We start from the raw sequence: 25,263 nt of genomic DNA on the forward strand, positions 1-25,263 counted from the left end.
GGGCAACAGCCTTGAAACGGCTGATTGGCAACGTCGGCGTTGCGAGGAAGCGCGGAGAGTTCGTCGAGTCCCGCTCCATCACGCCACTGTCCGCCTTGCCGAAGGGATCGAAGTGACCTACAGGGCCGAGTACATCTGGATCGACGGCACCGAGCCGACCGCACGCCTTCGTTCCAAGACGAAGATCCTTGCCGACGGCGCGGAACTGCCTCTCTGGGGCTTCGACGGGTCGAGCACGAACCAGGCCCCCGGCAAGAACTCCGACTGCGTCCTCAAGCCGGTCTTCACCTGCCCGGACCCGATCCGTGGCGGTGACGACGTCCTCGTGCTGTGCGAGGTGCTGCTCACCGACATGACCCCGCACAAGAGCAACACGCGGGCGCAGCTCGCCCCCGTCGCCGAGCGGTTCGCCGACCAGGACTCCTGGTTCGGCATCGAGCAGGAGTACACCTTCTTCAAGGAGGGCCGCCCGCTCGGCTTCCCGGTCGGTGGCTTCCCCGCCCCGCAGGGCTTCTACTACTGCGGCGTCGGCGCCGACGAGGTGTACGGCCGCGACATCGTCGAGGCGCACCTCGACGCCTGCCTGGAGGCCGGCCTCGCCATCTCCGGCATCAACGCCGAGGTCATGCCGGGCCAGTGGGAGTTCCAGGTCGGCCCGGGCGGGCCGCTGGAGGTCTCCGACCAGCTTTGGGTCGCCCGCTGGCTGCTCTACCGCATCGCCGAGGAATTCGACGTGTCCGCCACGCTCGACCCCAAGCCGGTGAAGGGCGACTGGAACGGCGCGGGCGCGCACACCAACTTCTCGACCGCGGCGATGCGCTCGGGCTACGACGCGATCATCACCGCCTGCGAGGCGCTGGGTGAGAAGGCCGCCGAGCACATCGACGGGTACGGCGCGGGCATCGAGCACCGCCTCACCGGCATGCACGAGACCGCCCCGTGGAGCGAGTACAGCTACGGCGTGGCCGACCGCGGCGCGTCGGTCCGCATCCCGTGGCAGGTCGAGATCGACAAGCACGGCTACATCGAGGACCGCCGCCCGAACGCCAACTGCGACCCGTACGTGGTGACCCGCCTGATCGTGGACACCTGCTGCGCGGCCCTGGAGAAGGCCGGCCAGGTCTGACGTGACGAGAAGGCCGGCCGGGTCCGTCTGACGTGACCGGGCCGGCGATCGAATCGACGACCGGACCATCCGACGGTCGGCGACTCGGGACCACACGAAGGCGCCCGTTCCCCGGATCATCTGGGGCGGGCGCCTTCGGCGTGTTGTCATCGCATCACGGTGATCGGCCCGTCAGCATGCTACGGCAGGCGCAGCGTAAGCGCCCGACGGTGTGGCGAACAGTCAGCGCACCACCGTGGGCGGACCCGCCGCCACGCGCTTCCGGGGGAAGAACACCTCGTCGATCAGGCCGTACTCTTTGGCCTCCTCGGCGGTGAGGATCTTGTCGCGATCGATGTCGCGGCGCAAGACGTGGGCCGGCTTGTCGGAGTGGCGGGCCACGAGCTCCTCCAGCAGGGCGCGCATGCGCAGGATCTCGCGGGCCGCGATCTCCATGTCGCTCGACTGCCCGTACGTGCCCTGCATCGCGGGCTGGTGGAGCAGGACGCGCGCCTGCGGCAGCGCGAAACGCTTGCCGGGCGCACCCGCCGCCAGCAGCACGGCCGCGGCCGACGCCGCCTGGCCGATACAGACGGTCTGGACGTCGGGACTGACGAACTGCATCGTGTCGTAGATCGCCGTCATGGCGGTGAACGAGCCGCCCGGCGAGTTGATGTAGATGCTGATGTCACGGTCGGGGTCGAGCGACTCCAGCGTGAGGAGCTGGGCCATGACGTCGTTGGCCGAGGTGTCGTCGATCTGCACCCCGAGGAAGATGATGCGGTCCTCGAAGAGCTTGTTGTACGGGCTCATCTCCTTGACGCCGTACGTCGTGCGCTCGGTGAAGGACGGCAGGACGTACCGGCCGTGGATCGGCGCCACTTCGCCGGAGAAGCCGGGCATTGTCGAATCGCTCATGATCGCCTCCGTTCGCGGGGTTCTGAGGTCGCCACCGGTCCGGGGATCATGCCGGGGACGGCGAGGAGACCGGGCCTTCGGATGGCACGAGCCTGGCGCTCGGCACGACGTGGTCGACCAGCCCGTAGTCCTTGGCCTCGTAGGCGGTGAACCAGCGGTCGCGGTCGGAGTCGGACTCGATCTGCTCGACGGTCTGCCCCGTGTGGAAGGCGGTGCGCTCGGCAAGGGTCTTCTTGGTGTGGAGCATCTGCTCGGCCTGGATCTTGATGTCGGCCGCGGTGCCGCCGATGCCGCCGAGCGGCTGGTGCATCATGATGCGGGCGTGCGGCAGCGCGTACCGCTTGCCGTGGGTGCCCGCGCTCAGCAGGAACTGGCCCATCGAGGCGGCGAGGCCCATCGCCACCGTCGAGACTTCGTTCGGGATGTATTGCATCAGGTCGTAAATCGCCAGCCCCGCCGACACCGAGCCGCCCGGGGAGTTGATGTAAAGGAAAATCTCACGCTCGGAGTCCTCGGCGGAGAGCAGGAGGAGCTCGCCGCAGATGCGGTTGGCGATCTCGTCGTCGACCTCCTGGCCGAGGAAGATGATGCGCTCGCGCAGCAGGCGCTGACTCAGCGGGTCCATCATCGGCTGCTGCACCTGGACGGGGTGCGAGCCGGTCTCGAAGGTGGTCGTGAACGGGTCACGGGAAGAACGCCTCGGGGTCACCGTTGGTCACCTGCTCCCAGAGATTAGTCGCCTGGTAATGACGGGCTTTTACGCGCGCCATAAGGTGACTTAACGCTGCCAGATATCCGACCGGGCGGACACCTTTTTCACTGAGGGCACATTTCCTGGACGCCGATTACGCTCTGGACGAATTTCGCTGAGAACGAATCCACGACATTCCCCCAGCACCCGGGCACGCACGCGCTGGTTCGGCCCCGGCATCGGTGATCACCCGCCCCACTCCGAGGGGCTCTCGTAGCCGACGGTGAGGTGGCCGTCGGCGACGTCCACGTGGATCAGGGCGCCGTCGCGGACGTCCCCGGCGATCAGGGCCCTGCCGACGCGGGTCTCGACCTCGCGGGCGATGAAGCGGCGCAGCGGCCGGGCGCCGTAGACGGGGTCGAAGCCCTGCTCGGCGATGAACCTCAGCGCGGCCTCGGTGACGTCCAGGGTCATCCGCCGGTCGGCCAGCCGCGCCCTGATGTCGTCGAACATCAGCGAGACGATCTTCTCGATCTCCGGCTCGGTCAGCGGCTTGAACAGCACGGTGTCGTCGACGCGGTTGAGGAACTCGGGACGGAACCGCGTGCGCAGCTCGGCCATGACCAGGTCGCGGGCCTCCGGCTCGATCTCGCCCATGGGCGTCACGCCGTCGATCAGGTAGTGCGACCCGATGTTCGACGTCATGATGATCACGGTGTTGCGGAAGTCCACCGTACGGCCCTGGGCGTCGGTCAGCCGCCCGTCGTCCAGGACCTGGAGCAGGGTGTTGAAGACGTCCGAGTGCGCCTTCTCGATCTCGTCGAACAGCACGACCGAGTACGGCTTGCGCCGCACGGCCTCGGTGAGCTGGCCGCCCTCCTCGTACCCGACGTAGCCGGGAGGGGCTCCGACGAGCCTGCTGACCGTGTGCCGCTCCTGGTACTCGCTCATGTCGACGCGGACCATGTTCTCCTCACTGTCGAACAGCGCCTCGGCGAGGGCCTTGGCCAGCTCGGTCTTCCCCACCCCCGTCGGGCCGAGGAAGATGAACGAGCCGATCGGCCGGCGCGGGTCCTTGATACCCGACCGGGCGCGGATGATCGCGTCGGCCACCGCGTCGACCGCCTCGTCCTGGCCGATGACCCGCTGGTGCAGGACCTCGTCGAGTTTGAGCAGCTTCTCGCGCTCGCCCTCCTTCAGCCGGGTGATCGGGATGCCGGTCCAGCGGGACACGATGCCCGCGATCTCGTCCTCGGTGACGACCTCGCGCAGCAGCCGGTGCCCGCCCTGCTTGGACTGAAGCTGCTCCTCGGCGACGGCCAGCTTGTGCCGGAGCTCCGGGAGCCTGCCGTGCGTGAGCTCGGCGGCCCGGTTGAGGTCGTACATGCGCTCGGCCCGCTCCGCCTCGCGCCGCACGGTCTCGATCTCCTGGCGGAGCTGCTGCACCTTCTTCAGGGCGTGCCGCTCGGCCTCCCACTGCGCGCGCATGGCGTCCGCCTCGGCCCGCAGGTCGGCCAGCTCGCGGCGCAGCGACTCCAGCCGCCGCCCGCTCGCCGGGTCGTCCTCCTTGGAGAGCGCGGCCTCCTCGATCTCCAGGCGCGTCACGCGGCGGGTGAGCTCGTCCAGTTCGGCGGGCATCGAGTCGATCTCGGTGCGCAGCATCGCGCAGGCCTCGTCGACCAGGTCGATCGCCTTGTCGGGGAGGAACCGGTCGGTGATGTACCGGTGGCTCAGGACGACGGCGGCGACGATCGCACCGTCCTGGATCTTCACGCCGTGGAACACCTCGAACCGCTCGCGCAGCCCGCGCAGGATCGAGATGGCGTCCTCGACGGACGGCTCGTCCACGAAGACCGGCTGGAAGCGGCGTTCCAGGGCCGCGTCCTTCTCGATGTACCTGCGGTACTCGGCGACCGTGGTGGCGCCGATCAGGTGCAGCTCGCCCCGGGCCAGCATGGGCTTGAGCATGTTCCCGGCGTCCATCGCGCCCTCGGCCGCGCCCGCGCCGACGACGTTGTGCACCTCGTCGACGAACAGCAGGATCCGTCCCTCGGACGCCTTGACCTCGGTCAGGACGGCCTTCAGCCGCTCCTCGAACTCGCCGCGGTACTTCGCGCCCGCGATCAGCGCGCCCATGTCGAGGCCGAAGATCGTCTTGTCCTTCAGCCCCTCGGGGACGTCGCCGCGGGCGATGCGCTGGGCGAGCCCCTCGACGATCGCCGTCTTGCCGACGCCGGGGTCGCCGATGAGCACGGGGTTGTTCTTGGACTTGCGGGACAGGATCTGCATCACCCGGCGGATCTCGGTGTCGCGCCCGATCACGGGGTCGAGCTTGCCCGCCCGCGCGTCCGCCACCAGGTCGCGGCCGTACTTCTCCAGCGCCTCGTAGGCGACCTCCGGGGTGGCCGAGGTGACGCGCTGGTTGCCGCGGATCCGGGTGAGCGCATCGAGCAGGCGGTCTCGCGTGAGCCCCTGGCCGTGCAGCAGGCGGCCCGCCGCCGTCTCCGGGCCCTCCTCCACGAGCGCCAGCAGCAGGTGCTCGACGGAGATGTACTCGTCCTTGAGCCGCCTGGCCTCGGCGTCCGCGGTGTCGAACAGCCGCGACAGGCGCCGGGTGACGTACACCTCGCCGGGCGAGGCGCCGGGGCCGCTGACGTGGGGGCGCCGCTCCAGCTCGGCGGCGAGCTCCAGGCGCAGCTTGTCGGGGTCGCCGCCCGTCGCCAGGATCAGCCGGGGGACCAGCCCCTCGGACTGGTCGAGCAGCGCCCGCAGCAGGTGCTCGCCGTCGACCTCCGTGTGCCCGAAGCGTATGGCCTTGGTCTGCGCGTCGTGCAGGGCCTCTTGTGATTTCTGGGTCAGTCGGTTCGGGTCCACGATGTGACTCCCGTAGGTGGTGGACGGTGCCGCAGGGCGTCCTCGAGCCGCTCGATGCGGTCGAGCAGGTCGAGGACGACGCCGAGCGACGCGTAGTTGAGCGCGAGCCCCGCGTGCAGGCGTTCGATCCTGCCGAGCTGGACGAGCTGGGAGGGCGGGAATCTCATGTCCGTCCCGGACGCGTCCACGGGATCGAGCAGCCCCAGCCGGACCAGCCGTCTCACCTGGTCGGGGTGGAGCCCGCCGGCCCGTGCGAACGCCTCCAGGCCGATGCCGGGCGCCCGGACGAGTGACGTCGCCATGTTCCCCACGTTCCCCACGTTCGCCGTGTTCCCCGTGTTCCTCTCCTCGCTCGGCCTCACGGGACCCGCCTCGCTCATGGCGTCCCCCTCCTCGGGTTGAAGGTGGACGCCCGCGCCAGCCGGTCGAACAGCTCCCGCTCCTCGCCGGTGAGGTGGGGCGGGACCATGACGCGGGCCTCGGCGTACAGGTCGCCGGGGGCGCCCTTCGGGTTGGGGAGGCCGCGGCCGCGCAGGCGCAGGCGGCGGCCGGTCGAGGTGCCCGGCGGCACCTTGACCTTGGCCTCACCTGCGGGGGTGTCGACGGCGACGGTCGCGCCGAGCGCCCCCTCCCACGGGGCGAGCGGCAGCGGGACATAGACGTCGCGGCCCTCGACGCGGTAGCGGGGGTCGGAGAGGCGGACGATGAGGTACAGGTCTCCCGCCCGGCCGCCGTCGGTGCCGGTGCCGCCCTGGCCGGCCAGCCGGATCCGCTGGCCGTCGGTGACCCCGGCGGGGATCATGACCTGGAGCGTCTTCGGCCCGCCCGGGCCCTGGCCCTGTTGCGCATGGCCCTGTTGCGCATGGATCGTCAGCGAGCGGCGGCCTCCGTGATACGCCTCGTCCACGGTGAGGGGCAGCTCGACCTCCTGGTCGGCTCCCGGGGTGGGCCCCCAGCGGCCGCCGTGTCTCCCGCCGCCGAACATGCCGCCGAGGAGGTCGCCCAGGTCGATGTCGATGCCCTCCCCGGAGCCGAAGCGGAAGCCCCGGCCCTGCCCGGCCGACGCGCGCCCGGCGCGGCCCCACGGCCCGCCGCCGAAGCCCGTTCCGGCTCCCGCGCGCGCCCGGGACCAGGCGCGGGGGTCGACGTCCTCGGGCACCGACCGCCAGTCGGGGCCGAACGCGTCGTAGCGGCGCCGCTTGTCGGGGTCGGAGAGCACGTCGTAGGCCTCGGAGACGTCCTTGAATTTCTCCTCGGCCGATGGGTCCTTGTTGACGTCGGGGTGGTAGGTGCGGGCGAGCTTGCGGTACGCGCGCTGGATCTCGTCCTGGTCGGCCGTCCTCGGCACGCCCAGGGCTTCGTAGTAATCGCTGGAGTAGTCGCGCGCGGCCATCGTCGCCGCCTCACTCCGGCGCGGTCGAGACGATCACCGCCGCCGGGCGGAGCTGCCGCTCGCCCTCCCCGTAGCCGGGGCGCACGGTCTCCATGACCGTCCCCGGGGGCAGTTCGTCGTTCTCGACCGTGCCCATGGCCTCGTGGAAGGCCGGGTCGAACGGCACCCCGACCTCGTCGTGACGCCGGAACCCGAGCCGGGCGAGGAGCCCGACGGCCTGGTCCCGCACCGCGCGCACGCCCTCGATGACGGCGGCGTTCACCAGGCGCGACTCCCCTGTGCCCTCCGTATCGCCCGCGTGCCGGAGGGCGAGGTCCAGGTTGTCGACGATCTGCAGCCAGTCCCGGGTGACGCGGTCGCGCTCGTCGATGCGGATGCGCTCGGCGTCCCTGGCGATGCGCTTGCGGAAGTTGTCCAGCTCGGCGGCGGACCTCAGCCAGCGGTCCTCCAGCTCGGCGAGCTTCGCCTCCATGTCCTCGACCGGCGACCCCACGGAGTTCTCGGCGGTCTCAGGGGGCTCGGTCTCGGAGGTCCGCGAGGTCCCGGCGCCGGACCCCGGCGGCTCCGGGGGCTCGACGGGCCCAGCGGGCTCGGCGGGTCCGGCCCGTGTCGCCCTGGGCGCCTCGTCGTGTTGATCAGCCATGTCAGCCCACGCCCGTCCAAGTCGATGCGTGCCGGCGGCGCGACCCCTGCCTACGCACGCCCGATATTTGCTGATATAAGCCCTATGTCCGTTCGACGGGCCCTCAATCGGATGTCGTGAACTCCGCGTCGATGACGTCGTCCTGCCCGCCGCCGGTCCCGCCCTGCCGCCGGCCCCCCGTGCCCGCGGTCTCGCCCCGCGGCGACACGGCGCTCAACGAGTGGTAGATCTGCTGCAGCTCGGAGCTCAGGTCGCGCAGCCGCTCGGTCGGGGCCTCCTCCTTGATGGCCTGCCGCGCGTCGGCGACGAGCTGCTCGGCACGGGCCTTCTCGTGCACGGGCACCGCGTCCCCCAGCTCGGTGAGCCTGCGCTCCACCTGGTAGGCCACCGAGTCCAGCTCGTTCCTCGCGTCGATCGCCTCGCGGTGCCGCTGATCCTCGCTGCGGTGCTCCTCCGCGTCGCGCACCATGCGGTCGATCTCGCTCTTGTCCAGGTTGGAGCTCTCGCTGATGGTGATCCGCTGCTCGCCGCCGGTGTCCTTGTCCTTGGCGGTGACGTTGAGGATGCCGTTGGCGTCCACGTCGAAGGTGACCTCGACCTGCGGCACGCCCCGCGGCGCGGGCCGGATGTTCTCCAGCCGGAACCGCCCGAGCGCCCGGTTGTCGGCCGCCCGCTCCCGCTCGCCCTGCAGAACGACCACGTCCACGGCGCTCTGGTCGTCCTCGGCCGTGCTGAAGGTCTCGGTGCGGCGGGCCGGGATGGTGGTGTTGCGCTCCAGGACCTTGGTCATCACGCCGCCGAGCGTCTCGATGCCGAGCGACAGGGGCGTGACGTCGAGCAGCAGGACGTCCTTGACCTCGCCCTTGAGGACCCCGGCCTGGGTCGCGGCGCCGTCCGCCACGACCTCGTCCGGGTTGACGGTCATGTTCGGTTCCTTGCCGCCGGTGAGGCGGCGCACGATGTTCTGCACGGCCGGCATGCGGGTGGAGCCGCCGACCAGGATGACCTCGTCGAGGTCGTCGGCCGTCAGCTTGGCGTCCTCCATGGCCTGCTTCACCGGGCCCATGGTGCGTTCCACCAGATCGCGGGTGATCTCCTCGAACGTCGAGCGCATCAGGGTGGTGTTGAGGTGCTTCGGCCCGTTCGCGTCCGCCGTGATGAACGGCAGGCCGACCGTCGTCTGGGTCACCGACGACAGCTCCACCTTGGCCTTCTCGGCCGCCTCGAACAGCCGCTGGAGCGCCTGCGGGTCCCGGCGCAGGTCGATGCCCTCCTGGCGCTGGAACTCGTCGGCGAGGTGGTCCACGACGCGCCGGTCGAAGTCGTCGCCGCCGAGGTGGGTGTCGCCCGCGGTGGCCCGTACCTCGATCACGCCTTCCCCGATGTCGAGGACGCTGACGTCGAACGTCCCGCCGCCGAGGTCGAAGACCAGGACGGTCTCGCTGCCCTTCCTGTCCAGGCCGTAGGCGAGCGCCGCCGCCGTCGGCTCGTTGATGATCCGCATGACCTCCAGGCCGGCGATCTTCCCCGCGTCGCGGGTGGCGTGCCGCTGGGCGTCGTTGAAGTAGGCGGGGACGGTGATGACGGCCTCGGTGATCTTCTCGCCGAGGAACTTGGAGGCGTCCTGGACGAGCTTGCGCAGGATCAGCGCCGAGATCTCCTCCGGCGCGTACAGCTTGTCCCTGACCTTGAACCGGACGGCCCCCTCGGGCCCGGGCACCACGTCGAACGACACGGCGTTGATCTCGCTCTGCACTTCGTCGTAGCGGCGTCCGATGAAGCGCTTGACCGAGTAGATCGTGCCCTTGGGGTTGAGGATGGCCTGGCGGCGGGCGAGCTGGCCCACCAGGCGCTCGCCGGTTTCGGTGAAGGCCACCACCGACGGCGTGGTCCGCTGGCCCTCCGCGTTGGGTATGACGACCGGCTGCCCGTCCTCCGTCGTCGCGATGACGGAGTTGGTCGTACCGAGATCGATTCCGACTGCCTTGGCCATTGCGTCCTCCCCCTGGCTCCCGAGACTTCCCTCGGTCCCGTGACCCCCCGGTCGCGTGCACGCCGACGCGGCGGGGCCGCCCCGCGAAGCGGGCGCGACCCCACGAACGCCCACATACGACATTGGTCGGCGAAACGACCGGGCACATCCTTCAACCTGGTAGGAAAGCCCAGCTCAGCCCATGTGTACGGTGGAGGAAAACGGACGGACCCCGCGAGCGGGGGGAGGCATGCGCGGACGCGATTCACGACCGCCCGGGCCCGAATGGCACACCGTCACCCGGCTGCTGACGGCGGCCCGGACGGGCAAGGGCGGCACGCTTCTGGTCGAGGGCGGGCCGGGAACGGGCAAGAGCGCCCTGCTCGCCGAGGCGGCCGCGCGGGCGTCCCAGGAGGGTTTCCTGGCGATCAGCGGCGGGGCCGAGCGGCTCGGCGAGTTCGTCCCGCTGGCGCCACTGCTCCGGGCCCTGGACGAGCCACCCGTCGGCGAGTTCCTCGACGACGAGGCGCCGGGCGACTGGCGCGACCCCCGGCTCCACCTGCTGGAACGGCTGCGGACGCGGCTGGAGAAGGCCGCGTCCACCCGGCCGGTGCTCGTCTGCCTGGACGACCTGCAGTGGGCAGGGCACGACACGCTCGCGGCGCTGCGGACGCTCCACTGGGAGCTGGCGCACGCGCCCGTGGTGTGGCTGCTCGCCCGGCGCACGGGCATCGCCGAGACCCCCGGCCCGCGGCCGGACGAGGACGCGCGGCGCCTGTTCGACGTGCTGGAACGGGACGGGGCGGCGCGCGCCGCGCTGGGCCCGCTGGACGAGGAGGCGGTGGCCGCGCTGACGTCCGACCTGCTCGGCGCGGCGCCGGACCCGGACGTGCTCGCGCTCGCCGCGAGCGCCGGGGGCAACCCGCACCTGCTCACCGAGCTGCTGACCGGCCTGCGCGAGGAGGGCGCCGTCGAGGTCGCGTGCGGGCGCGCCCGGCTGCTGTCCGACCGGCCGCCCGAACGGGTCCTCGCCGTCGCGCGCGCGATGCTCGACGGTCTCGGCCGCGAGACCCGGCTGCTCGTCGAGACGGCGGCCGTCCTCGGCCGCACGTTCCGCGCCGAGGACGCGGCCGAGCTGGCGGGGACGGACGCGGCGACGCTGCTGCCCGCGTTCGAGGAGGCGCTGGACGCGGGCGTCCTCACGGCCGCCGGCGACGAGCTGGAGTTCCGGCACGAGCTGATGTGGCGGGCGGTCGCCGAGGGGCTGCCCGCGCCCGTGCGCAACGCGCTGCGCCACCAGGCCGGGAGGGTCCTGCTCGGCCGGGGCGGCCCTGCGGTGTGGGCGGCCGGGGACGGGCGCGGCGAGGGCGTGGTCGCCGGGGCCATGGTGGTGCTGGCCGTGATCCGGTGGGAGTCGGGCCGTCTCGCCGAGGGGCTCCGGCTGGCCAGGGAGGCCGTGCGGCGGGCGGACAGGGGACCGGCGTCCCGGACGCATCCGCGCCTGGCCCTGGCCTCGATGCTGGCCGACGCGCGCCTGCCCGACGAGGCGCGTGCGGTGGTCGAGGAGGCCTGCCGGGAGGCCGACGCGCTGGGACAGGTCGCGTGGGCGGCGGGTCCGGCCGCCGTACGGGCGCGCGTTGAGCTGGTCTCGGGCCGGTTGGACGAGGCCGCCGCGCAGGCCCGGGCCGCCCTCGACCTCGCCGACGGCCTCGGCAGGCGCCTGTTCGGCCCGCTCGCCGAATCCGTGCTCGCCACCGTGGCGCTGCGGAGGGGCGACGTGAGCGGGGCCTGCCGGCACGCCGAGGCGTCGCGGGAGCCGCCGGGCTCCGGGACGGTCACGCCCGCGTGGTGCGCGATCGTCGCCGCCCAGGCCACCGAGGCGCGTGACGGCCCGGTGGAGGCGGCCAAGCTCGTGGCGCACCTCTACTCCGGTGCCCGGGAGGCGCGCAGAGTGCTGGCCGGCGAGCCCGACGCCGCGTCCTGGCTGGTCAGGCTGGCCCTCGCCGCCGGGGACCGCGCGGGCGCCGAGGTGGTGACGGCCGCGTCCGAGAACCTCGCGGCCCGCAACCCCGGGTTCGCCGCCGCCGGCGCCGCGGCCCTGCACGCCCGCGGGCTGCTCGACCGCGACGCGGAGGCACTACGGGCCGCCTGCGAGAGCGGCGGCGACCCGTGGGCGCGGGCGTCGGCGGCCGAGGACCTCGGGGTGGAGCTCGCCGGCCGGGACGACCGTCCGGGGGCCGTGCGCGCGCTGGAACGGGCGCTCGCCCGCTACGAGGAGGCCGAGGCGGTCAGGGACGCGGCGCGCGTGCGCCGCGGGCTGCGCGAGATGGGGGTGCGCCACCGGCACTGGGCGACCGCCGACCGGCCGGTGTCCGGCTGGGCGAGCCTGACCGACACCGAGCGCACGGTCGCGCTGCTGGTCACCGAGGGGTGGACGAACCGGCAGGTGGCCGACCAGATGTTCATCAGTGTGCACACGGTGGCGTTCCATCTGCGCCAGATCTTCCGCAAGCTGGGCGTCGGCTCCCGGGTCGAGCTGACCCGCCTGGCCCTGGAAGAGGGGCGCACCCTCGAACGCTAGGGGTCCGGCCGCGCGAGACCGGGGTCAGGCGGAGGCGCGGCGCTGGTGGAGGGTCGCGGGGGTGGTGAAGGCGGCCCAGACGAGCTTGCCCCGGCCGTCGAACAGGCGCCAGCCCCAGGAGCAGCTCAGGCTCTCGACCAGGCGCAGGCCGCGGCCGGTCTCGGCGAAGTAGTCGGCGTCGGTGACGACGGGCGGTCGGTCGGTGGGGTCGGCGACCACGCACACCAGGTGGGAGGCGTGGTGGAGCAGGCGGACGCGGGTCGGCTCGCCCGCGTGCCGGACCGCGTTGGTGACCAGCTCGGAGATGACCACGCGCGCGTCGTAGGACAGCTCCCCGAGACCCCAGTCGCTCAGCGTGGCGACGGTGAAGTCGCGCGCGGTCTTGATCGAAGTGCCGGTGCGCCCCAGCCCGGAGAGCTCCGCGTCCACCGGCTCCCACAGGTTGTACTCCATCGTCGGCAGGAGCCACCAGGGAGCCTCACCCCGTACCACGTTCTGCCGGCGTACCAGGTGTGCGGTCATCGGGATCCTCGCTACGTTGGGCCGTTGGCGCGGTCGGGGGCATGACGTGGGAGGTCAATCTTTCTTCACTGGGCGTACGGGTGCAAGAGCAGATGCACGTGCAGATCGAATTTTCTCCAACGAAATCCCGACGGCTACCCCTATGACGTGCACATAACGGCATCAGTGTGAGATATGCCGCGATCACCCGCTGTGTACGTCGCTCGACGAGGGATGAGACACTGGCGCGTCAATCAACTGATCCACGGCTCTCAGGGAGCTCCCATGACGTCGGCGCCCGGTCCCGAACACCGGCCAGAGGACAACGATGTCCTCGCCTACTCACGGGGCGGTCCCACCGTGCTCCGGATCCTCCTCGGCGCCCAGCTCCGCCGCCTGCGCACCGCCCGCGACATCAGCCGCGAGGAGGCGGGCCACGCCATCCGCGCCTCGCACGCCAAGATCAGCCGCCTGGAGCTCGGCAGGGTCGGGTTCAAGACCCGCGACGTCGCCGACCTGCTGACCCTCTACGGCGTGACCGACCCCGGCGAGCGGAGCACGTTCGTCGCCCTCGCCGCCCAGGCCAACGCCCCCGGCTGGTGGCACAAGTTCAGCGACCTGCTCCCCACGTGGTTCGAGCTGTACGTCGGGCTGGAGGAGGCCGCCTCCATCATCCGCACCTACGAGATCCAGTTCATCCCGGGCCTCGTCCAGACCGAGGACTACGCCCGCGAGATCATCAAGCTCGGCCACGCCAACGCGAGCGCCGAGGAGATCGACCGCCGCATCGCGCTGCGGATGACCCGGCAGGAGCGCATGACCGGCCCGGACGGGCCGCGGCTGTGGGCCCTGGTGGACGAGGCCGCGCTGCGCCGCCCGCTCGGCGGCCGCGCGATCATGCGCGCCCAGGTCGACCGGCTCCTGGAACTGATCGAGATCCCCACCGTCACCGTCCAGGTCATCCCGTTCGGTCACGGCGGGCACGCGGCGGCGGGCGGCCCGTTCACGATCCTGCGCTTCGCCGAGCCCGAGCTTCCCGACGTCGTCTACATGGAGCAGCTCACCAGCGCGCTCTACCTCGACAAGCGCGAGGAGACCGACCCCTACATGCGGGTGATGGACCGGCTGTGCGTCGAGGCCGCCACGGCGTCGGAGTCGCGGCGCTTCCTCACCGCCCTGCGCGACGAGATCTAGGCGAGATCCAGCGGGCCCCAGGGGGCGAGACCCGGCGAGGCATGTACCGCCCTCCGACGGGCACGGGCTGAACCGGCGCGGGACGTGCGGCGGGATGTTCCCGGACATCTCCGGACGCGACCGGCGACCGGCCAGACCGGGTCGCGCACATTCCGTTGTAAGCGTCATGGGTCTCTGCCATGCTTTGCGCCATCAAGCGGGCAGGCCGCGAACGGCATGGCGGAAGTGATCCAGATATGACCGAGGTGTTCACGCTCGGGGAGGCGCTGGGCATCGTCTCCGCCGACCGCCTGCGCCACGACACCGACGTCCGCCTCGAGGTCGGCGGCGCCGAGTTCACGCTGGCCGTCGGCCTGGCCCGTCTGGGCCACTCGGTGACCTGGCTCGGCCGGGTCGGCGCCGACGAGCTCGGCGCCCGCGTGCTCACGGTGCTGCGGGGCGAGGGCGTCGACGTCTCCTGCGCGCTGTCCGACCCCGCCGCGCCGACCGGCCTCGTGATCAGGCAGCGGCGCATCGGCCGGGTCGGGCACGTCGTCCACTACCGGGGCGGGTCCGCCGGGTCACGACTAGGCCCCGGCGACATCCCGCCCCGCGCCGTGCAGTCGTCCAAGGTCCTGCACGTCACGGGCATCACCCCGGCGCTCAGCGGGACCGCCTGGAGCGCCGCCCACCACGCCGTCAAGCTCGCCAGGGACGCCGGCGTCACGGTGTCGGTGGACGTGAACCACCGGCCGCAGCTCTGGGCCGACCGCCAGGAGGCCGCCGAGGCCCTCGCCGAGCTGGCGACCGGCGCGGACGTCCTGTTCGTGAACCAGGACGAGCTCCCGTTCATCGAGCCGGTCATGGGGACGATCCGCGAGCTGGTCGTCACCCGGGGCGGCAAGGGCGCGAGCTCCACCGTCAACGGCATGCGCTACGACGCCCAGGCCGCGCCGGTCACGGTCGTGGATCCGCTGGGCGCCGGGGGCGCGTTCGCGGCCGGCTACCTCAGCGGGCTGCTGGAGGAGCTGCACCCCACCGACCGCCTGCGCCGGGGATCGGCGCTGGCCGCGTTCACGGTCGCCAGCGCCAGCCCCTGGCAGGGCCTCCCGACCAGGTCCGAGCTCCCGCCCCTCACCTTCTGACGGCGCTCACCCCCGGAAACCGACGGCGCTCACCCCGCGAAGGACCGGCGCTCACCCGCCAGGGACGACCGCGACCGCCTCCACCTCGACGAGGATCTCCGGCGAGGCCAGCGCGCTCACGACGATCAGCGAGTGCGCGGGCCAGTCGCCGTCCGGAAACCACCTCGCGAACGTGTCGGCGCGGCCCGCGCGGACGCCCGTGAGGTGCTCGGCCCCCGCCACCATCGTGAACAGCCGCAGCAGGTGCCGGGGCCCGGACCCGGCCACGGCGAGCAGCGCGCCAAGGTTCTCGTAGATCTGGCGGGACTGCGCCTCGGCGTCCGGCCCGGCCATACGGCCGTCGGGCAGGGCGCCGATCTGACCGGAGATGAACAGCAGCTCCGCTCCGGGCGGCGCGGATGCCAGGTGGCTGTACTGGCCGACCGGCGCTGCGATCTCCTGGGGGCTCCAGCGGCGGGTCATCGCGCGTTCCTCTCGCTCGCACTGCGGTACCGGGCGTCGTCCCCCGCATGAGGGACGGACCGGCACAACAATGCCAGAGGGTCAGAGCTTCACCGGGAGGCGGGCGAGCCTCCAGGAACCGGGCATCGGCTGGCGCTCCAGGTCGGCGGGGTCGACGGCCAGCGACAGGTCGGGGAAGCGCCGCAGCAGGGCCTCGAACGCGACCTCCCCCTCCTGGCGCGCCAGCGCCGCGCCGAGGCAGTAGTGCAGCCCGTAGCCGAAGCCGACGTGGGTCTCCTTGCGCCCCGCCTCCGGCTCGCGGGTGATGTCGAGGCGTTCGGGGTCGTCGAACGCGCGCGGGTCGTGGTTGGCTCCCACCAGGACGGCCATCACGGTCTCGCCCTTGCGCACCGGCATGCCGCCGACCGTGAGGTCCTCGGTCGCGTACCGCATGCGGGTGGCCTGCACAGGGCCGCACCAGCGCATCAGCTCGTGGACGGCGCGCGGCATCAGCGCCGGGTCGCTCCTGAGCAGGGCGAGCTGGCCGGGGTGGGCGAGCAGCGCGGCGGTGCCGTTGCCGATCAGGTGGGCGGTCGTCTCGTGCCCGGCCAGGACCAGCGTGAGCACGAGCGTCACCATCTCGGTGTCGCTGAGCCGGTCGCCGTCCTCGTCGTGCGCGCGGATGAGCCCGGTCAGCAGGTCGCCGGTCGGCGCGGCGCGGCGGCGGTCGATCAGCTCGTGGATGTGCGCCACCATCTCGCGCAGGGCCTCTCCCATGCCGCCGTTCTCCAGCGTGACCAGTGCCTTGCCCCACGCCCGCCACCGCGGGCGGTCCTCCTCGGGGATGCCCACCAGCTCGCAGATGACGGTGATGGGCAGCGGGTAGGCGAAGTGCTCGATCAGGTCGGCGACGCCGTCCTCGGCCGTGGCCGCCAGCCGGTCGAGGAGTTCCTCGGTGATCTGCTCCACGCGGGGCCGCAGCTCGGAGACCCGGCGGGCGGTGAACGCGCGCGAGACGAGCCTGCGCAGGCGGATGTGGTCGGCGCCGTCGGCGTCCAGGACGCTTTCCAGGACGTACTCGGCCAAGTCGGCGGGGATGCCGCGGGCCCCGAGCTCCCGCCGGCGGATGTTCTCGACGTCCAGCCCCGGCACGCTGGCCGGGTTGTTCACGAACCGATGGTCGCCGAGCACCATCTTGACGTCCTCGTACCGCGTGGCCAGCCACATCGGCGTGCCACGGCCGAAGAACGTGCCCCGGACCAGCGGCGCCTCCTCCCGCAGGCGCCCGTAGCCCGCGAAGGGATCCGCCATCAGGCCGGGATCCATGAGGTTGACCGTCACGGGATCGCGGCCGGTGCCGTCGGCGGCGGGAGTGCCCATGCTCGCTCTCCTATGGGTGAGGTTGCGCGTGGTCAGTTCGCCTCGTTCCAGCTCGGCGGGCGGAGCGCCGGGTGACGAGGGCCCGTAGGTTGTGTGTATTCACGCCACGGGCCCGCCTCAACCCTGTCCGGCGCCGCTACGTGCCCGGCAGGCCGCGAACGCGCTTGTTGCCCGGGTCGTAGAGCGGCTCGGAGACGATCTCGGCGGCCACCCAGGAGCCGTTCACGCCGACCTCGACGTCGCCCGGCTCGTCCCCTGCGGGCAGGTAGGCGTAGGCGATCGAGCGGTCGACGCGGTGGCCGTACCCTCCGCTGGTCACCCGGGACGCGGGGACGCCACCGACCCGGACCGGCTCCCCGCCGAGGCACACCTGCCGGGGGTCGGCGAGCACCAGGCACCGCAGCGTCCGGGCGGGCGCGCCGAGGGCGTCGCGGCCGAGGAACTCCTTGTCCCGGTGGACGGCGAAGCCGAGGCCCGCCTCGATCGGGGTGGTCTCGGGCGTGATGTCCAGCCCCCAGACGCGGTAGCCCTTCTCCAGGCGCAGGCAGTCGAGGGCGCGGTACCCGGCCGGGCGCATGCCGTGCGGCAGGCCGGCCTCCATGAGCGTGTCCCACAGCGTCAGGCCGTACTCGGCGGGGCAGTACAGCTCCCAGCCGAACTCCCCGGCGAACGTGACGCGCTGGGCGAGCACGGGCACGTACCCGACGCTGATCTCCCGGGCTCGCATGTAGCCGAAGGTCAGGTCGTCGCCGGTCAGCTCGCCCAGGATGGCCGGCCCCTTCGGGCCCCACAGGCAGTAGCAGGCGTACGCGGAGGTGACGTCCCGCACGTCCAGGCCGTGGCGGCGCAGCCAGGCGGCGTCGTGGACGCCGAAGGCCGTACCGGTGACCATGCGGAAGCGGTCCTCGGCGAGCCGCGTGACGGTGACGTCCGCCTCGATGCCGCCGCGCTCGTTGAGCATCTGCGTGTAGACGACCGAGCCGACGGGACGGTCCAGGTCGCCCGCGCACAGCCGCTGGAGGCCTGCCAGGCCACTGATCTCCAGCTTGGCGAAGGAGGTCTGGTCGAACAGGGCGGCGACGTCCCGCGTGGCGAGACATTCGGCGCGGATCGCGGGCGACCAGACGCGGCCGGCCCACCCGGCGGGGCGGAACTCCTCCCCCTCGTCCTCCGGGCCCGGCGCGAACCAGTTCACCCGCTCCCAGCCGGCCTTCTCGCCGAACTCGGCGCCGAGGGCGGCGTGGCGCGGCCAGGCCGGGGAGCGGCGCAGCGGGCGGGCGGCCGTGCGCTCCTCCCCCGGGTACACGATGTCGTAGTACTTGCTGTAGGAGTCCAGGGCCTTGGCCCGGGACCAGCGGGAGCCCCGCGCGTGGGCGCCGAACCGGCGGATGTCCATGCCGAAGACGTCGTACTCGGGCGAGCCGTCGACGATCCACTCGGCCATGACCTTGCCGACCCCGCCCGCGGCGGCGAGGCCGTGGACGCAGAACCCGGCGGCGACCCACAGCCCGGCGACGGCGGTCTCGCCCAGCAGGAACTCGCCGTCGGGGGTGAAGGCCTCCGGGCCGTGGACGACCTTGGCGAACGCGCCGGACTCGGTGCCGTCGAGGTCGCGCAGGTGGGGCAGGCGGTGCCGCGCCGAGTCCCACGATTCCTGAAATTTCGGCATATCGGGGTCGAAGAGCGTGCGCGGCTCGGCCAGCGGCGCGGCCGTGTCCCAGATCTCCGGGTTCCGGATGTACCCGCCCACCAGGATGCCGCCGCCCTCCTCCCGGAAGTACACGATGTTGTCCGGGTCCCGCACGGTCGGCGTGGTCGCCGGCACTCCGGACGGCGGCGTCACGACGTACTGGTGCTTGATCGGCACGATGGGCACGTCCACCCCGGCCAGCCGCCCGATCGTCCCGGCCGCCGCCCCCGCCGCGTTCACCACGGTCTTGGTGGCGATGACCTGCTCGCCGACCCGCACCCCGCGCACGCGCCCGTCCCGCACGTCCAGCCCGGTCACCTCGGCGCCGGTCACGATGCGCACGCCGAGCTTCTCGGCGCCCGCCGCGAGGGCCCGGGCGAGGCTCGCGGGGTCGAGCCAGCCGTCGCCGGGCAGCCACAGGGCCGCGCGCACGTCGGCGACCTCCATCAGCGGCAGCATGTCCCGCGCGGCGCCGGCCGAGAGCAGCTCCATGTCGAGCCCGTACGTCTCGGCGGCGCCGGCCTGGCGGAGCAGCTCCTCGTGCCGCTCGGGGGTGGTGGCGAGCCGCAACCCGCCGACGCCGTGCCAGCCGGGGTCGAGGCCGGTGAGCTCCGCCAGTTCGGGGTACAACCCGGCCGAGTACATGATCATGCGGGTCTGGGTGACCGTGGACCTGAGCTGGCCGACGAATCCCGCCGAGTGCCAGGTCGTCCCTTCCGTCAGCTCGTGCCGTTCGAGGAGGATGACGTCCGTCCAGCCGTGTCGCGCCAGGTGGTAGGCGACGCTGCATCCGGCGACACCTCCACCGACGACCACGGCCTGGGCCTCGGCGGGAAGTTTCACCATTGGTACCCCCGTGTAACAACCAGCCCGGAGAATCGGATCAATGGTCTGAAGGTAGACCAAAGGAGGCTCGCGTGCCAGATGTCCTCACCTCGGCACTCGAACTCGTCACGGCCTGGGCCGGCCGCCCGGTCACCCATACCCAGATCAAGGGCGGCCTGAGCCACAGGATCGTCCTGGTCGAGACCGCCGAGGGCGACCGCTGGCTGCTGCGCGTCCTGGACCCGCGCGTATCCGCCGTAGGGCTCGGCATCCCCCTCGACCTGGAGATCGCCAACACGGTGTCCGCGGCGAGCACCGGCGTCGGCGCGAAGGTGCTGCTGCGGCTGCCCGGCGCGGTGCTGCTGGAATACATCGACGGCGTCACCCTGGACGCGGCGGCCGTACGGGACCCGGCCATGGCCGGGCGCATCGCGGAGGCCTGCCGCCGCCTGCACGCGGGCCCGCGCTTCGCCACCGACTTCTCGATCTTCCGCAAGCTGGAGGAGCTGCTCGGCCTGTGCCACACGCACGGGCTGAAGATCCCCCAGGGCTTCGAAGACCGGCTTCCGGTGGTGGCCGAGATCGAGGCGGCCCTGGAGGCGCGCCGCCCGCCGGACGTCCCCTGCCACAACGACCTGCTGCCGGAGAACTTCATCTTCGACGGCAGGGCGGTCCGCATCGTCGACTACCAGCTCTCCGGCAACTACGACCCGGCGTTCGAGCTGGGCGACATCGCGGCGGAGGCGGACTACGACCAAGAAATGGTCAAAAGGTTGACGAATGCGTACTTCGGCGACGAGGATCCCGCGGCAAGAGTTCAGCTTTTTCTGATCATGTCCAACTTCACCTGGACCCTGTGGTTCAGCGTCCACCACGGCCTGCTCGCCGAACACGCCGCCGCGGCCGACTTCGACTACGACGCCGAAGCCGCCGACAAGTTCGCCCAGGCCGTGCGCGACCTGGACGATCCCGGGTTCGGCCCGCTCATCGACGGCGCCCGGGGACGACGGCCCGCGTCCCGTCCCCGCCCGCCGTCGCCTCCCCGTCCGACCGACCGCCCCGGGTAGAGCGCCGCTCTTCCCGACCATCATCTCCACTCAGCCCGACGCGCACCCCCCACGGCACCACCGCGCACGCAAGGAGGCCCGATGGCCCAGCAGTCCTACCCCGACGACGACGCCGAACGCCTGGCCCAGCTCGGCTACAAACAGGAGCTGGCGCGAACGTGGAGCGGCTTCTCCAACTTCGCGATCTCCTTCTCGATCATCTCGATCCTGGCCGGGTGCTTCACCACCTTCGCCCAGGCGTGGAACAACGGCGGGCCGCTCGCCATCTCCGTCGGCTGGCCGGTGATCTCGGCGTTCATCCTGATCATCGGCTTCTGCATGTCCGAGCTCGTCTCGGCCTACCCGACGGCGGGCGGCATCTACTGGTGGGCCGCCAAGCTGGGCCGGCCCGTCCACGGGTGGTTCACCGGCTGGCTGAACCTGATCGGGCTGATCGCCGTCACCGCGTCCGTGGACTACGGCTGCGCCACGTTCCTGAACATCACGATCGGCCTGTTCGACGAGGGCTGGGCGAACGGCGACGCGCTCAAGCAGACGTTCCTGCTGTTCGCGGTCATCCTGGTGCTGCACGCGCTGATCAACATCTACAGCCACCGCCTGATCTCGATCCTGCAGAACATCTCGGTGTGGTGGCACGTCGCCGGCGCGGCCGTGGTGATCCTGATCCTGGTCTTCGGCCCCTCCGAACACCAGAGCGTGGGCTTCCTGTTCGAGCGGTTCAACAACTCGGGCTTCGGCGACGGCACCTCCGGCCCGGCGTTCTGGCTGTACGTACTGCCGCTCGGCTTCCTGCTCACCCAGTACACGATCACCGGCTTCGACGCCTGCGCGCACGTGTCGGAGGAGACGCACGGCGCCGCCATGAGCGCCGCCAAGGGCCTGTGGAAGTCGATCTTCTACTCGGCCATCGGCGGCTGGGTGCTGCTGCTGTCCTTCCTGTTCGCCGCCACCGACGTGGACGCGGTCAACAAGGCGGGCGGCTTCGTCGGCGCGATCTTCGAGTCTTCGCTGCCGGCGAACCTGGTGAAGGTCGTCTTCCTCATCTCGACCATCGGGCAGTTCTTCTGCGGCATGAGCTGCGTGACCTCGATGTCCCGCATGACCTACGCCTTCTCCCGCGACGGCGCCATCCCCGGCTGGCGGCTGTGGTCACGCGTCGACAAGAACAGGACGCCCGTCAACGCGATCATCGCCGGCTGCGTCGTGGCGCTGCTCATCACGATCCCCGCCCTGTACGCGCCGGAGGGCTCGACGACGCCGGTGGCGTTCCTCGCCGTCGTGTCGATCGCCGTCATCGGGCTCTACCTGGCGTTCCTCATCCCGATCTGGCTGCGGCTGCGCATGGGCGCGGCGTTCCAGCCGGGGCCGTGGACGCTCGGGAGCAAGTACAAGGCGTTCGGCTGGATCGCGGTGATCGAGATCATCGTCATCTCGATCTACTTCGTCCTGCCGATCAGCCCCGCCGGGGTGCCGGGCGCGGACGACTTCGCCTGGACCGCCGTCAACTACGCGCCGATCGCCGTCGGGGCGGTGATCCTCGCCATCGCCGTCTGGTGGTTCGTCTCGGCCCGCCACTGGTTCAGCGGCCCGCGCCGCAACATCGAGGAGCTGCCCGCGGGAAAGGCCGAACCGGTCGGCTGAGCCCGTGCCTCATCGGCTCGCGCCCGCGCGGCGCGAGCCGATGAGGGGTTCGTCAGCTGGAGGACGCCTCGAAGGCCCCGGCCACCACGCGGCGGACGCGCTCGGCATCCGGGGCGGAGGCGACCTCATTGACCAGGGACGTCATCTCGACTTCCGGCATGCCGCACGGCACGGCGTAGTGCCACGGGTCCAGGTCGCCGTCCACGTTGAGGGCGAAGCCGTGGCTGGTGACGCCCCGCCCGGCGCGCATGCCGATCGAGGCGATCTTCCGGCCGGTGTCGCGCGTCCAGACGCCGGTGAGCAGCTCCGACCCCGGAGGCGTGTCGCGCCGCTCCGCGGCCAGGCCCAGCTCGCCGAGGGCCTCGACGAGCCGCAGCTCGACCTCGCGGACGTAGTCGACGACGCCCTCGTCCGGCCGCAGCTTGACGATCAGGTAGCCGACGAGCTGGCCGGGGCCGTGGTAGGTGAGCTGGCCGCCGCGGCCGGTCGCGACGACGGGGATGCCCCGCTCGGGGTCGGGCATGTGCTCGGGGAGCGTGCGCTTCCCTACGGTGAACACCTGAGGGTGGCTGAGCAGCCACAACGTGTCCGGCCGCTCGTCCTGCTGGCGCGCCGCGACCAGCTCGGTCATGCGCTCCATGGCCTTCTCGTAGTCGACCAGGTCGTCCTCGATCAGGGCCAGCGGCCGCGCGCGTACGATTCGTTCGCTCACAGTCCGAGCATACGTCCTATGAATGGACGATTCGGGCGCCGCCGTCGCGCGGCGCCTGGCTCATGGACGGGCTACCAGCGCCCGGCACGGGGCGGCGCCTTCGGGATCAACACCCACAAGAGCAGGTAGATGAGGAACTGCGGCCCCGGCAGAATGCAGGAGAGCACGAACAGCAGGCGCACCATCGTGGGGCGCCATCCCCAGCTCTCGGCGAGGCCACCGCAGACTCCCGCGATGATCCTGTGTTCTCGTGACCGGTGCATTTGTCTCCTCCCCCGGATCTTCTTCCAGTCCGTCCAACTAAGAAGACCCATGCCCCGTTCCCGGACCTCAGTCGTCCCGGGGGAAATCAGGGTCATCCCGGAGGGAGGTCAGGGTCGTTCCGGGGTGAAGACCATGACGCCGCGCTCCCAGACGGACCCCTTACAGTGGCAATCCCCCGACCATGGAGAGCGACATGGACTTCGCGACCTTACAATCACAGCGCCGGCTGCTGGTGCGCCAGAAGATCACCATGATGGTGAACCGCTATGCGGTCCATCTTGAGCAGCCCGACGGGTCGGAGGGCCCGATGGTCGCCTTCGCCGAGCAGAAGCGGATGGCGTTAAAGGAGCAGGTCACGCTCTACACCGACGACTCCCGCGAGTACGTGCTCGCCGGGTTCAAGGCCCGCAAGGTCATCGACCTCGCCAGCGGCTACGACGTCGTCGACCACAACGGGCAGCCGATCGGCTTCTTCAAGAAGGACTTCGCCAAGTCGCTGCTCCGCTCGACGTGGCACTTCCAGCAGCCGGGCATGCCGACCTTCACCGGACGGGAACGCAGACTGCTTGTGGCCCTGCTGCGCCGCACCGAGTTGCTGTCGTGGCTGCCGTATCACTTCGACTTCGGGGTGGGCGCCCAGATCGCGTTCTCGGTGGACCGCAAGTGGGGCCTGCGCGACCGCTACATGGTCGAGATCCACGACCCTCGGCTCGACCGGCGGCTGATCATCGCGATGGCCGTCGCTCTGGACGCGCTCCAGTCGCGATGACGTTCAGCACCAGCCAGGCGCCCCATCCCGCGATCAGCACGCCCCAGTACGAGATCAGCCGGTAGATCGCCACCACGGCCGCGGCGGCGGCGCCCGTCATTCCCGCTCCCGCGAAGGTCGCGGCCATGCCGATCTCGGTGACGCCGAGGCCGCCGGGGACGAGCGCCATCACGCCGGCGGCCTTGGCGGCGACGTAGCCGAGCAGCACCGTGTTCGGGCCGACGGAGACTCCGGTGGCCAGGCACACGGCCACCAGGCAGCCGACGTCGAGCAGCCAGTTGAGCAGCGCCAGGCCGGGCAGGACGAACGCGTCGCGCCGCGTGAGCGAGATCGCCGCGCGCGCGTCGCACACTCCCCGCACCATGGCGCCCATGCGCCCGCCGCGCCCGGCGAGCCACCGGACGAGGCCGCGCGGGCGGAACCTGACCGTCAGGGCGACGGTCAGGGCCAGCGCCGCCAGGATCCACGCGGCGGGGGCGCGCGTCGCGGGCTCGGCCAGCAGGGCGACCACGCCGAGCGCGAGGAAGGTCATCGTGGAGAACACCGCGAGCAGCACGAGCGTGGCGGCGATGAGCGGGGTCGTCGCGCCGAGCGCGCGCAGTTGCCGGGTGGTGTACGCGACGCTGAGCACCTGGCCGCCGGGCAGGGAGTTCGACACCGCGGTGCGCGCGTAGGTCACGGCCACGGCGCGCGGGAGCGTGAGCCGGGCGCCGCCCGCCGTGAGCAGGTGCCGGATCAGCCGGGCGTACGCGCGCATGGACGACGTCTCCAGCGTGACGGCGACGATGAGCCAGCCGGGGTGGGCGCCCGTCATCAGCGCCCATATCTCGCCGGGGTCCGGCAGTCGGTCGCGGAACGTCACCACCACGACCACCACACAGGCGATCATGAACAACCGCCCTACCAGCCGGGTCCGCGGCCGGGGTGGTCGGCCCGCGGGCGCCTCGGCGTCGCCCATCTCACTGGCCCTCTCTGCGGCCATCGTTCCCACCATCGCCTCCTCGTGAGGATCATGACGTCCGTGGGCGGGCCGGGCGAGTGCCGGATCCCGACAGTTGCCCGGCCCGATCTTTCCGGTTTCCCGAAACGTCCGGGCGTGCAGCGAACAGTTGGTTCACCGCTTTTGGGGAGTAGCCCTCAGATTCCGGAAGCGGTCACCGGGTGGCGAGGGGCTTCTGGCTCGGCAGAGGGCCGCCGGGCCGGAAGAACGAGAAGGACGAGAAGGACGAGGCCGAGCAGGGCCCGGCCGGCGAGGACCGCGAGCGGCACGGCGAGCGCGGCGCCACCGAAGTAGACGACGTTCCGCACCGCTTCCGCCCCCGGTCCCACAAAGAGAAACCTGCGCCCCAGGCATACCATTCCAGGACAAAGCGGGCACCAAGCGGCCCCCCACTGGCGGGCAGGCCGACCGGGATGAACAGGAGCGCCCCGAGGCCCACTCCGGCGAAGCCGATGGCCCGCAGCAGCCCCGACCCGAC

General features: G+C 71.7%; 22 protein-coding genes. 7 read left to right on the top strand and 15 right to left on the bottom strand.

What is annotated here, in order from left to right; genetic code table 11:
• Nucleotides 1-112 precede the first annotated feature (112 nt).
• Nucleotides 113-1,126 carry a glutamine synthetase gene (glnII, locus tag AB0H21_RS15880; protein ID WP_358516785.1) on the top strand — a complete coding sequence of 338 codons (1,014 nt, stop codon included), beginning with the start codon at nucleotides 113-115 and terminating at the stop codon, nucleotides 1,124-1,126.
• A gap of 222 nt (nucleotides 1,127-1,348) precedes the next feature.
• Here glnII and AB0H21_RS15885 read toward each other — a convergent pair whose 3' ends face one another.
• From AB0H21_RS15885 to dnaK, 7 genes are all read right to left on the bottom strand, one after another.
• Entirely contained in the window at nucleotides 1,349-2,023 is a 675-nt protein-coding gene (locus AB0H21_RS15885) for an ATP-dependent Clp protease proteolytic subunit (protein WP_358516787.1), read from the bottom strand.
• Between the two features lie 46 nt (nucleotides 2,024-2,069).
• On the bottom strand, nucleotides 2,070-2,651 hold the full coding sequence (locus AB0H21_RS15890; protein WP_358517304.1) for an ATP-dependent Clp protease proteolytic subunit: 582 nt from the start codon (nucleotides 2,649-2,651) through the stop codon (nucleotides 2,070-2,072).
• Nucleotides 2,652-2,960: 309 nt separating this feature from the next.
• Nucleotides 2,961-5,588, bottom strand: a complete 2,628-nt coding sequence (clpB, locus tag AB0H21_RS15895) for an ATP-dependent chaperone ClpB (RefSeq protein ID WP_358516789.1) — start codon at nucleotides 5,586-5,588, stop codon at nucleotides 2,961-2,963.
• Nucleotides 5,570-5,890, bottom strand: coding sequence for a chaperone modulator CbpM (locus tag AB0H21_RS15900; RefSeq protein WP_358516790.1), 321 nt, complete (start codon nucleotides 5,888-5,890; stop codon nucleotides 5,570-5,572). Before AB0H21_RS15900 ends, clpB begins: the two co-directional genes overlap by 19 nt.
• 74 nt (nucleotides 5,891-5,964) lie before the next feature.
• Nucleotides 5,965-6,981, bottom strand: coding sequence for a DnaJ C-terminal domain-containing protein (locus AB0H21_RS15905; RefSeq protein ID WP_358516791.1), 1,017 nt, complete (start codon nucleotides 6,979-6,981; stop codon nucleotides 5,965-5,967).
• Between the two features lie 10 nt (nucleotides 6,982-6,991).
• On the bottom strand, nucleotides 6,992-7,624 hold the full coding sequence (locus tag AB0H21_RS15910; RefSeq protein ID WP_358516793.1) for a nucleotide exchange factor GrpE: 633 nt from the start codon (nucleotides 7,622-7,624) through the stop codon (nucleotides 6,992-6,994).
• A gap of 103 nt (nucleotides 7,625-7,727) precedes the next feature.
• Entirely contained in the window at nucleotides 7,728-9,617 is a 1,890-nt protein-coding gene (gene dnaK / locus AB0H21_RS15915) for a molecular chaperone DnaK (protein WP_358516795.1), read from the bottom strand.
• 229 nt (nucleotides 9,618-9,846) lie between these two features.
• On the opposite strand from dnaK, the gene AB0H21_RS15920 reads away from it, so the two are divergent.
• Nucleotides 9,847-12,177, top strand: a complete 2,331-nt coding sequence (locus tag AB0H21_RS15920; protein WP_358516797.1) for an AAA family ATPase — start codon at nucleotides 9,847-9,849, stop codon at nucleotides 12,175-12,177.
• Between the two features lie 24 nt (nucleotides 12,178-12,201).
• Here AB0H21_RS15920 and AB0H21_RS15925 read toward each other — a convergent pair whose 3' ends face one another.
• Entirely contained in the window at nucleotides 12,202-12,699 is a 498-nt protein-coding gene (locus AB0H21_RS15925; RefSeq protein ID WP_358516798.1) for an ATP-binding protein, read from the bottom strand.
• Between the two features lie 264 nt (nucleotides 12,700-12,963).
• On the opposite strand from AB0H21_RS15925, the gene AB0H21_RS15930 reads away from it, so the two are divergent.
• Together AB0H21_RS15930 and AB0H21_RS15935 are read left to right on the top strand one after the other, a co-directional pair.
• Nucleotides 12,964-13,872: a helix-turn-helix transcriptional regulator gene (locus AB0H21_RS15930; protein WP_358516799.1), complete on the top strand. Its 909-nt coding sequence runs from the start codon at nucleotides 12,964-12,966 to the stop codon at nucleotides 13,870-13,872.
• Between the two features lie 236 nt (nucleotides 13,873-14,108).
• The gene (locus AB0H21_RS15935) at nucleotides 14,109-14,996 is read left to right on the top strand and encodes a sugar kinase (protein WP_358516800.1); all 888 of its coding nucleotides are present in this window, start codon (nucleotides 14,109-14,111) and stop codon (nucleotides 14,994-14,996) included.
• Between the two features lie 51 nt (nucleotides 14,997-15,047).
• Here the strand turns inward: AB0H21_RS15935 and AB0H21_RS15940 are convergent, their stop codons facing one another.
• From AB0H21_RS15940 to AB0H21_RS15950, 3 genes are all read right to left on the bottom strand, one after another.
• The gene (locus tag AB0H21_RS15940; protein ID WP_358516801.1) at nucleotides 15,048-15,458 is read right to left on the bottom strand and encodes a RidA family protein; all 411 of its coding nucleotides are present in this window, start codon (nucleotides 15,456-15,458) and stop codon (nucleotides 15,048-15,050) included.
• An 81-nt stretch (nucleotides 15,459-15,539) separates the two neighbouring features.
• On the bottom strand, nucleotides 15,540-16,817 hold the full coding sequence (locus tag AB0H21_RS15945) for a cytochrome P450 (RefSeq protein ID WP_358516802.1): 1,278 nt from the start codon (nucleotides 16,815-16,817) through the stop codon (nucleotides 15,540-15,542).
• Nucleotides 16,818-16,953: 136 nt separating this feature from the next.
• Nucleotides 16,954-19,353, bottom strand: coding sequence for an FAD-dependent oxidoreductase (locus AB0H21_RS15950; protein ID WP_358516803.1), 2,400 nt, complete (start codon nucleotides 19,351-19,353; stop codon nucleotides 16,954-16,956).
• A gap of 71 nt (nucleotides 19,354-19,424) precedes the next feature.
• Here AB0H21_RS15950 and AB0H21_RS15955 point away from each other — a divergent pair, with 71 nt between their 5' ends.
• Entirely contained in the window at nucleotides 19,425-20,399 is a 975-nt protein-coding gene (locus AB0H21_RS15955; protein WP_358516804.1) for a phosphotransferase, read from the top strand.
• An 81-nt stretch (nucleotides 20,400-20,480) separates the two neighbouring features.
• Nucleotides 20,481-22,040: an amino acid permease gene (locus AB0H21_RS15960; protein ID WP_358516805.1), complete on the top strand. Its 1,560-nt coding sequence runs from the start codon at nucleotides 20,481-20,483 to the stop codon at nucleotides 22,038-22,040.
• 52 nt (nucleotides 22,041-22,092) lie between these two features.
• Here AB0H21_RS15960 and lipB read toward each other — a convergent pair whose 3' ends face one another.
• On the bottom strand, nucleotides 22,093-22,752 hold the full coding sequence (gene lipB, locus AB0H21_RS15965; protein WP_358516806.1) for a lipoyl(octanoyl) transferase LipB: 660 nt from the start codon (nucleotides 22,750-22,752) through the stop codon (nucleotides 22,093-22,095).
• A 71-nt stretch (nucleotides 22,753-22,823) separates the two neighbouring features.
• On the bottom strand, nucleotides 22,824-23,015 hold the full coding sequence (locus tag AB0H21_RS15970) for a PspC domain-containing protein (RefSeq protein ID WP_358516807.1): 192 nt from the start codon (nucleotides 23,013-23,015) through the stop codon (nucleotides 22,824-22,826).
• Nucleotides 23,016-23,209: 194 nt separating this feature from the next.
• Between AB0H21_RS15970 and AB0H21_RS15975 the strand changes: the two genes are divergently transcribed.
• On the top strand, nucleotides 23,210-23,785 hold the full coding sequence (locus AB0H21_RS15975; protein ID WP_358516809.1) for a hypothetical protein: 576 nt from the start codon (nucleotides 23,210-23,212) through the stop codon (nucleotides 23,783-23,785).
• Here the strand turns inward: AB0H21_RS15975 and AB0H21_RS15980 are convergent.
• The gene (locus AB0H21_RS15980; RefSeq protein ID WP_358516811.1) at nucleotides 23,742-24,767 is read right to left on the bottom strand and encodes a YbhN family protein; all 1,026 of its coding nucleotides are present in this window, start codon (nucleotides 24,765-24,767) and stop codon (nucleotides 23,742-23,744) included. The genes AB0H21_RS15975 and AB0H21_RS15980 overlap by 44 nt on opposite strands.
• 155 nt (nucleotides 24,768-24,922) lie before the next feature.
• Complete coding sequence (locus tag AB0H21_RS15985; RefSeq protein WP_358516813.1) at nucleotides 24,923-25,093, bottom strand: hypothetical protein; 171 nt, start codon at nucleotides 25,091-25,093, stop codon at nucleotides 24,923-24,925.
• Between the last annotated feature and the right edge of the window lie 170 nt (nucleotides 25,094-25,263).

This window comes from Sphaerisporangium sp. NPDC051011, assembly GCF_040653595.1.
Lineage (GTDB): Bacteria > Actinomycetota > Actinomycetes > Streptosporangiales > Streptosporangiaceae > Sphaerisporangium.

What these genes read in the sequence shown, in the direction of transcription:
- AB0H21_RS15890 (WP_358517304.1), bottom strand. Translation starts at nt 2,651, where the DNA reads ATGATGGACCCGCTGAGTCAGCGCCTGCTGCGCGAGCGCATCATCTTC.
- AB0H21_RS15910 (WP_358516793.1), bottom strand. Translation starts at nt 7,624, where the DNA reads ATGGCTGATCAACACGACGAGGCGCCCAGGGCGACACGGGCCGGACCC.
- AB0H21_RS15925 (WP_358516798.1), bottom strand. Translation starts at nt 12,699, where the DNA reads ATGACCGCACACCTGGTACGCCGGCAGAACGTGGTACGGGGTGAGGCT.
- AB0H21_RS15945 (WP_358516802.1), bottom strand. Translation starts at nt 16,817, where the DNA reads ATGGGCACTCCCGCCGCCGACGGCACCGGCCGCGATCCCGTGACGGTC.
- AB0H21_RS15905 (WP_358516791.1), bottom strand. Translation starts at nt 6,981, where the DNA reads ATGGCCGCGCGCGACTACTCCAGCGATTACTACGAAGCCCTGGGCGTG.
- AB0H21_RS15885 (WP_358516787.1), bottom strand. Translation starts at nt 2,023, where the DNA reads ATGAGCGATTCGACAATGCCCGGCTTCTCCGGCGAAGTGGCGCCGATC.
- AB0H21_RS15980 (WP_358516811.1), bottom strand. Translation starts at nt 24,767, where the DNA reads ATGGCCGCAGAGAGGGCCAGTGAGATGGGCGACGCCGAGGCGCCCGCG.
- AB0H21_RS15920 (WP_358516797.1), top strand. Translation starts at nt 9,847, where the DNA reads ATGCGCGGACGCGATTCACGACCGCCCGGGCCCGAATGGCACACCGTC.
- AB0H21_RS15970 (WP_358516807.1), bottom strand. Translation starts at nt 23,015, where the DNA reads ATGCACCGGTCACGAGAACACAGGATCATCGCGGGAGTCTGCGGTGGC.
- AB0H21_RS15950 (WP_358516803.1), bottom strand. Translation starts at nt 19,353, where the DNA reads ATGGTGAAACTTCCCGCCGAGGCCCAGGCCGTGGTCGTCGGTGGAGGT.
- dnaK (WP_358516795.1), bottom strand. Translation starts at nt 9,617, where the DNA reads ATGGCCAAGGCAGTCGGAATCGATCTCGGTACGACCAACTCCGTCATC.
- AB0H21_RS15900 (WP_358516790.1), bottom strand. Translation starts at nt 5,890, where the DNA reads ATGGCGACGTCACTCGTCCGGGCGCCCGGCATCGGCCTGGAGGCGTTC.
- AB0H21_RS15930 (WP_358516799.1), top strand. Translation starts at nt 12,964, where the DNA reads ATGACGTCGGCGCCCGGTCCCGAACACCGGCCAGAGGACAACGATGTC.
- AB0H21_RS15935 (WP_358516800.1), top strand. Translation starts at nt 14,109, where the DNA reads ATGACCGAGGTGTTCACGCTCGGGGAGGCGCTGGGCATCGTCTCCGCC.
- AB0H21_RS15960 (WP_358516805.1), top strand. Translation starts at nt 20,481, where the DNA reads ATGGCCCAGCAGTCCTACCCCGACGACGACGCCGAACGCCTGGCCCAG.
- AB0H21_RS15940 (WP_358516801.1), bottom strand. Translation starts at nt 15,458, where the DNA reads ATGACCCGCCGCTGGAGCCCCCAGGAGATCGCAGCGCCGGTCGGCCAG.
- AB0H21_RS15975 (WP_358516809.1), top strand. Translation starts at nt 23,210, where the DNA reads ATGGACTTCGCGACCTTACAATCACAGCGCCGGCTGCTGGTGCGCCAG.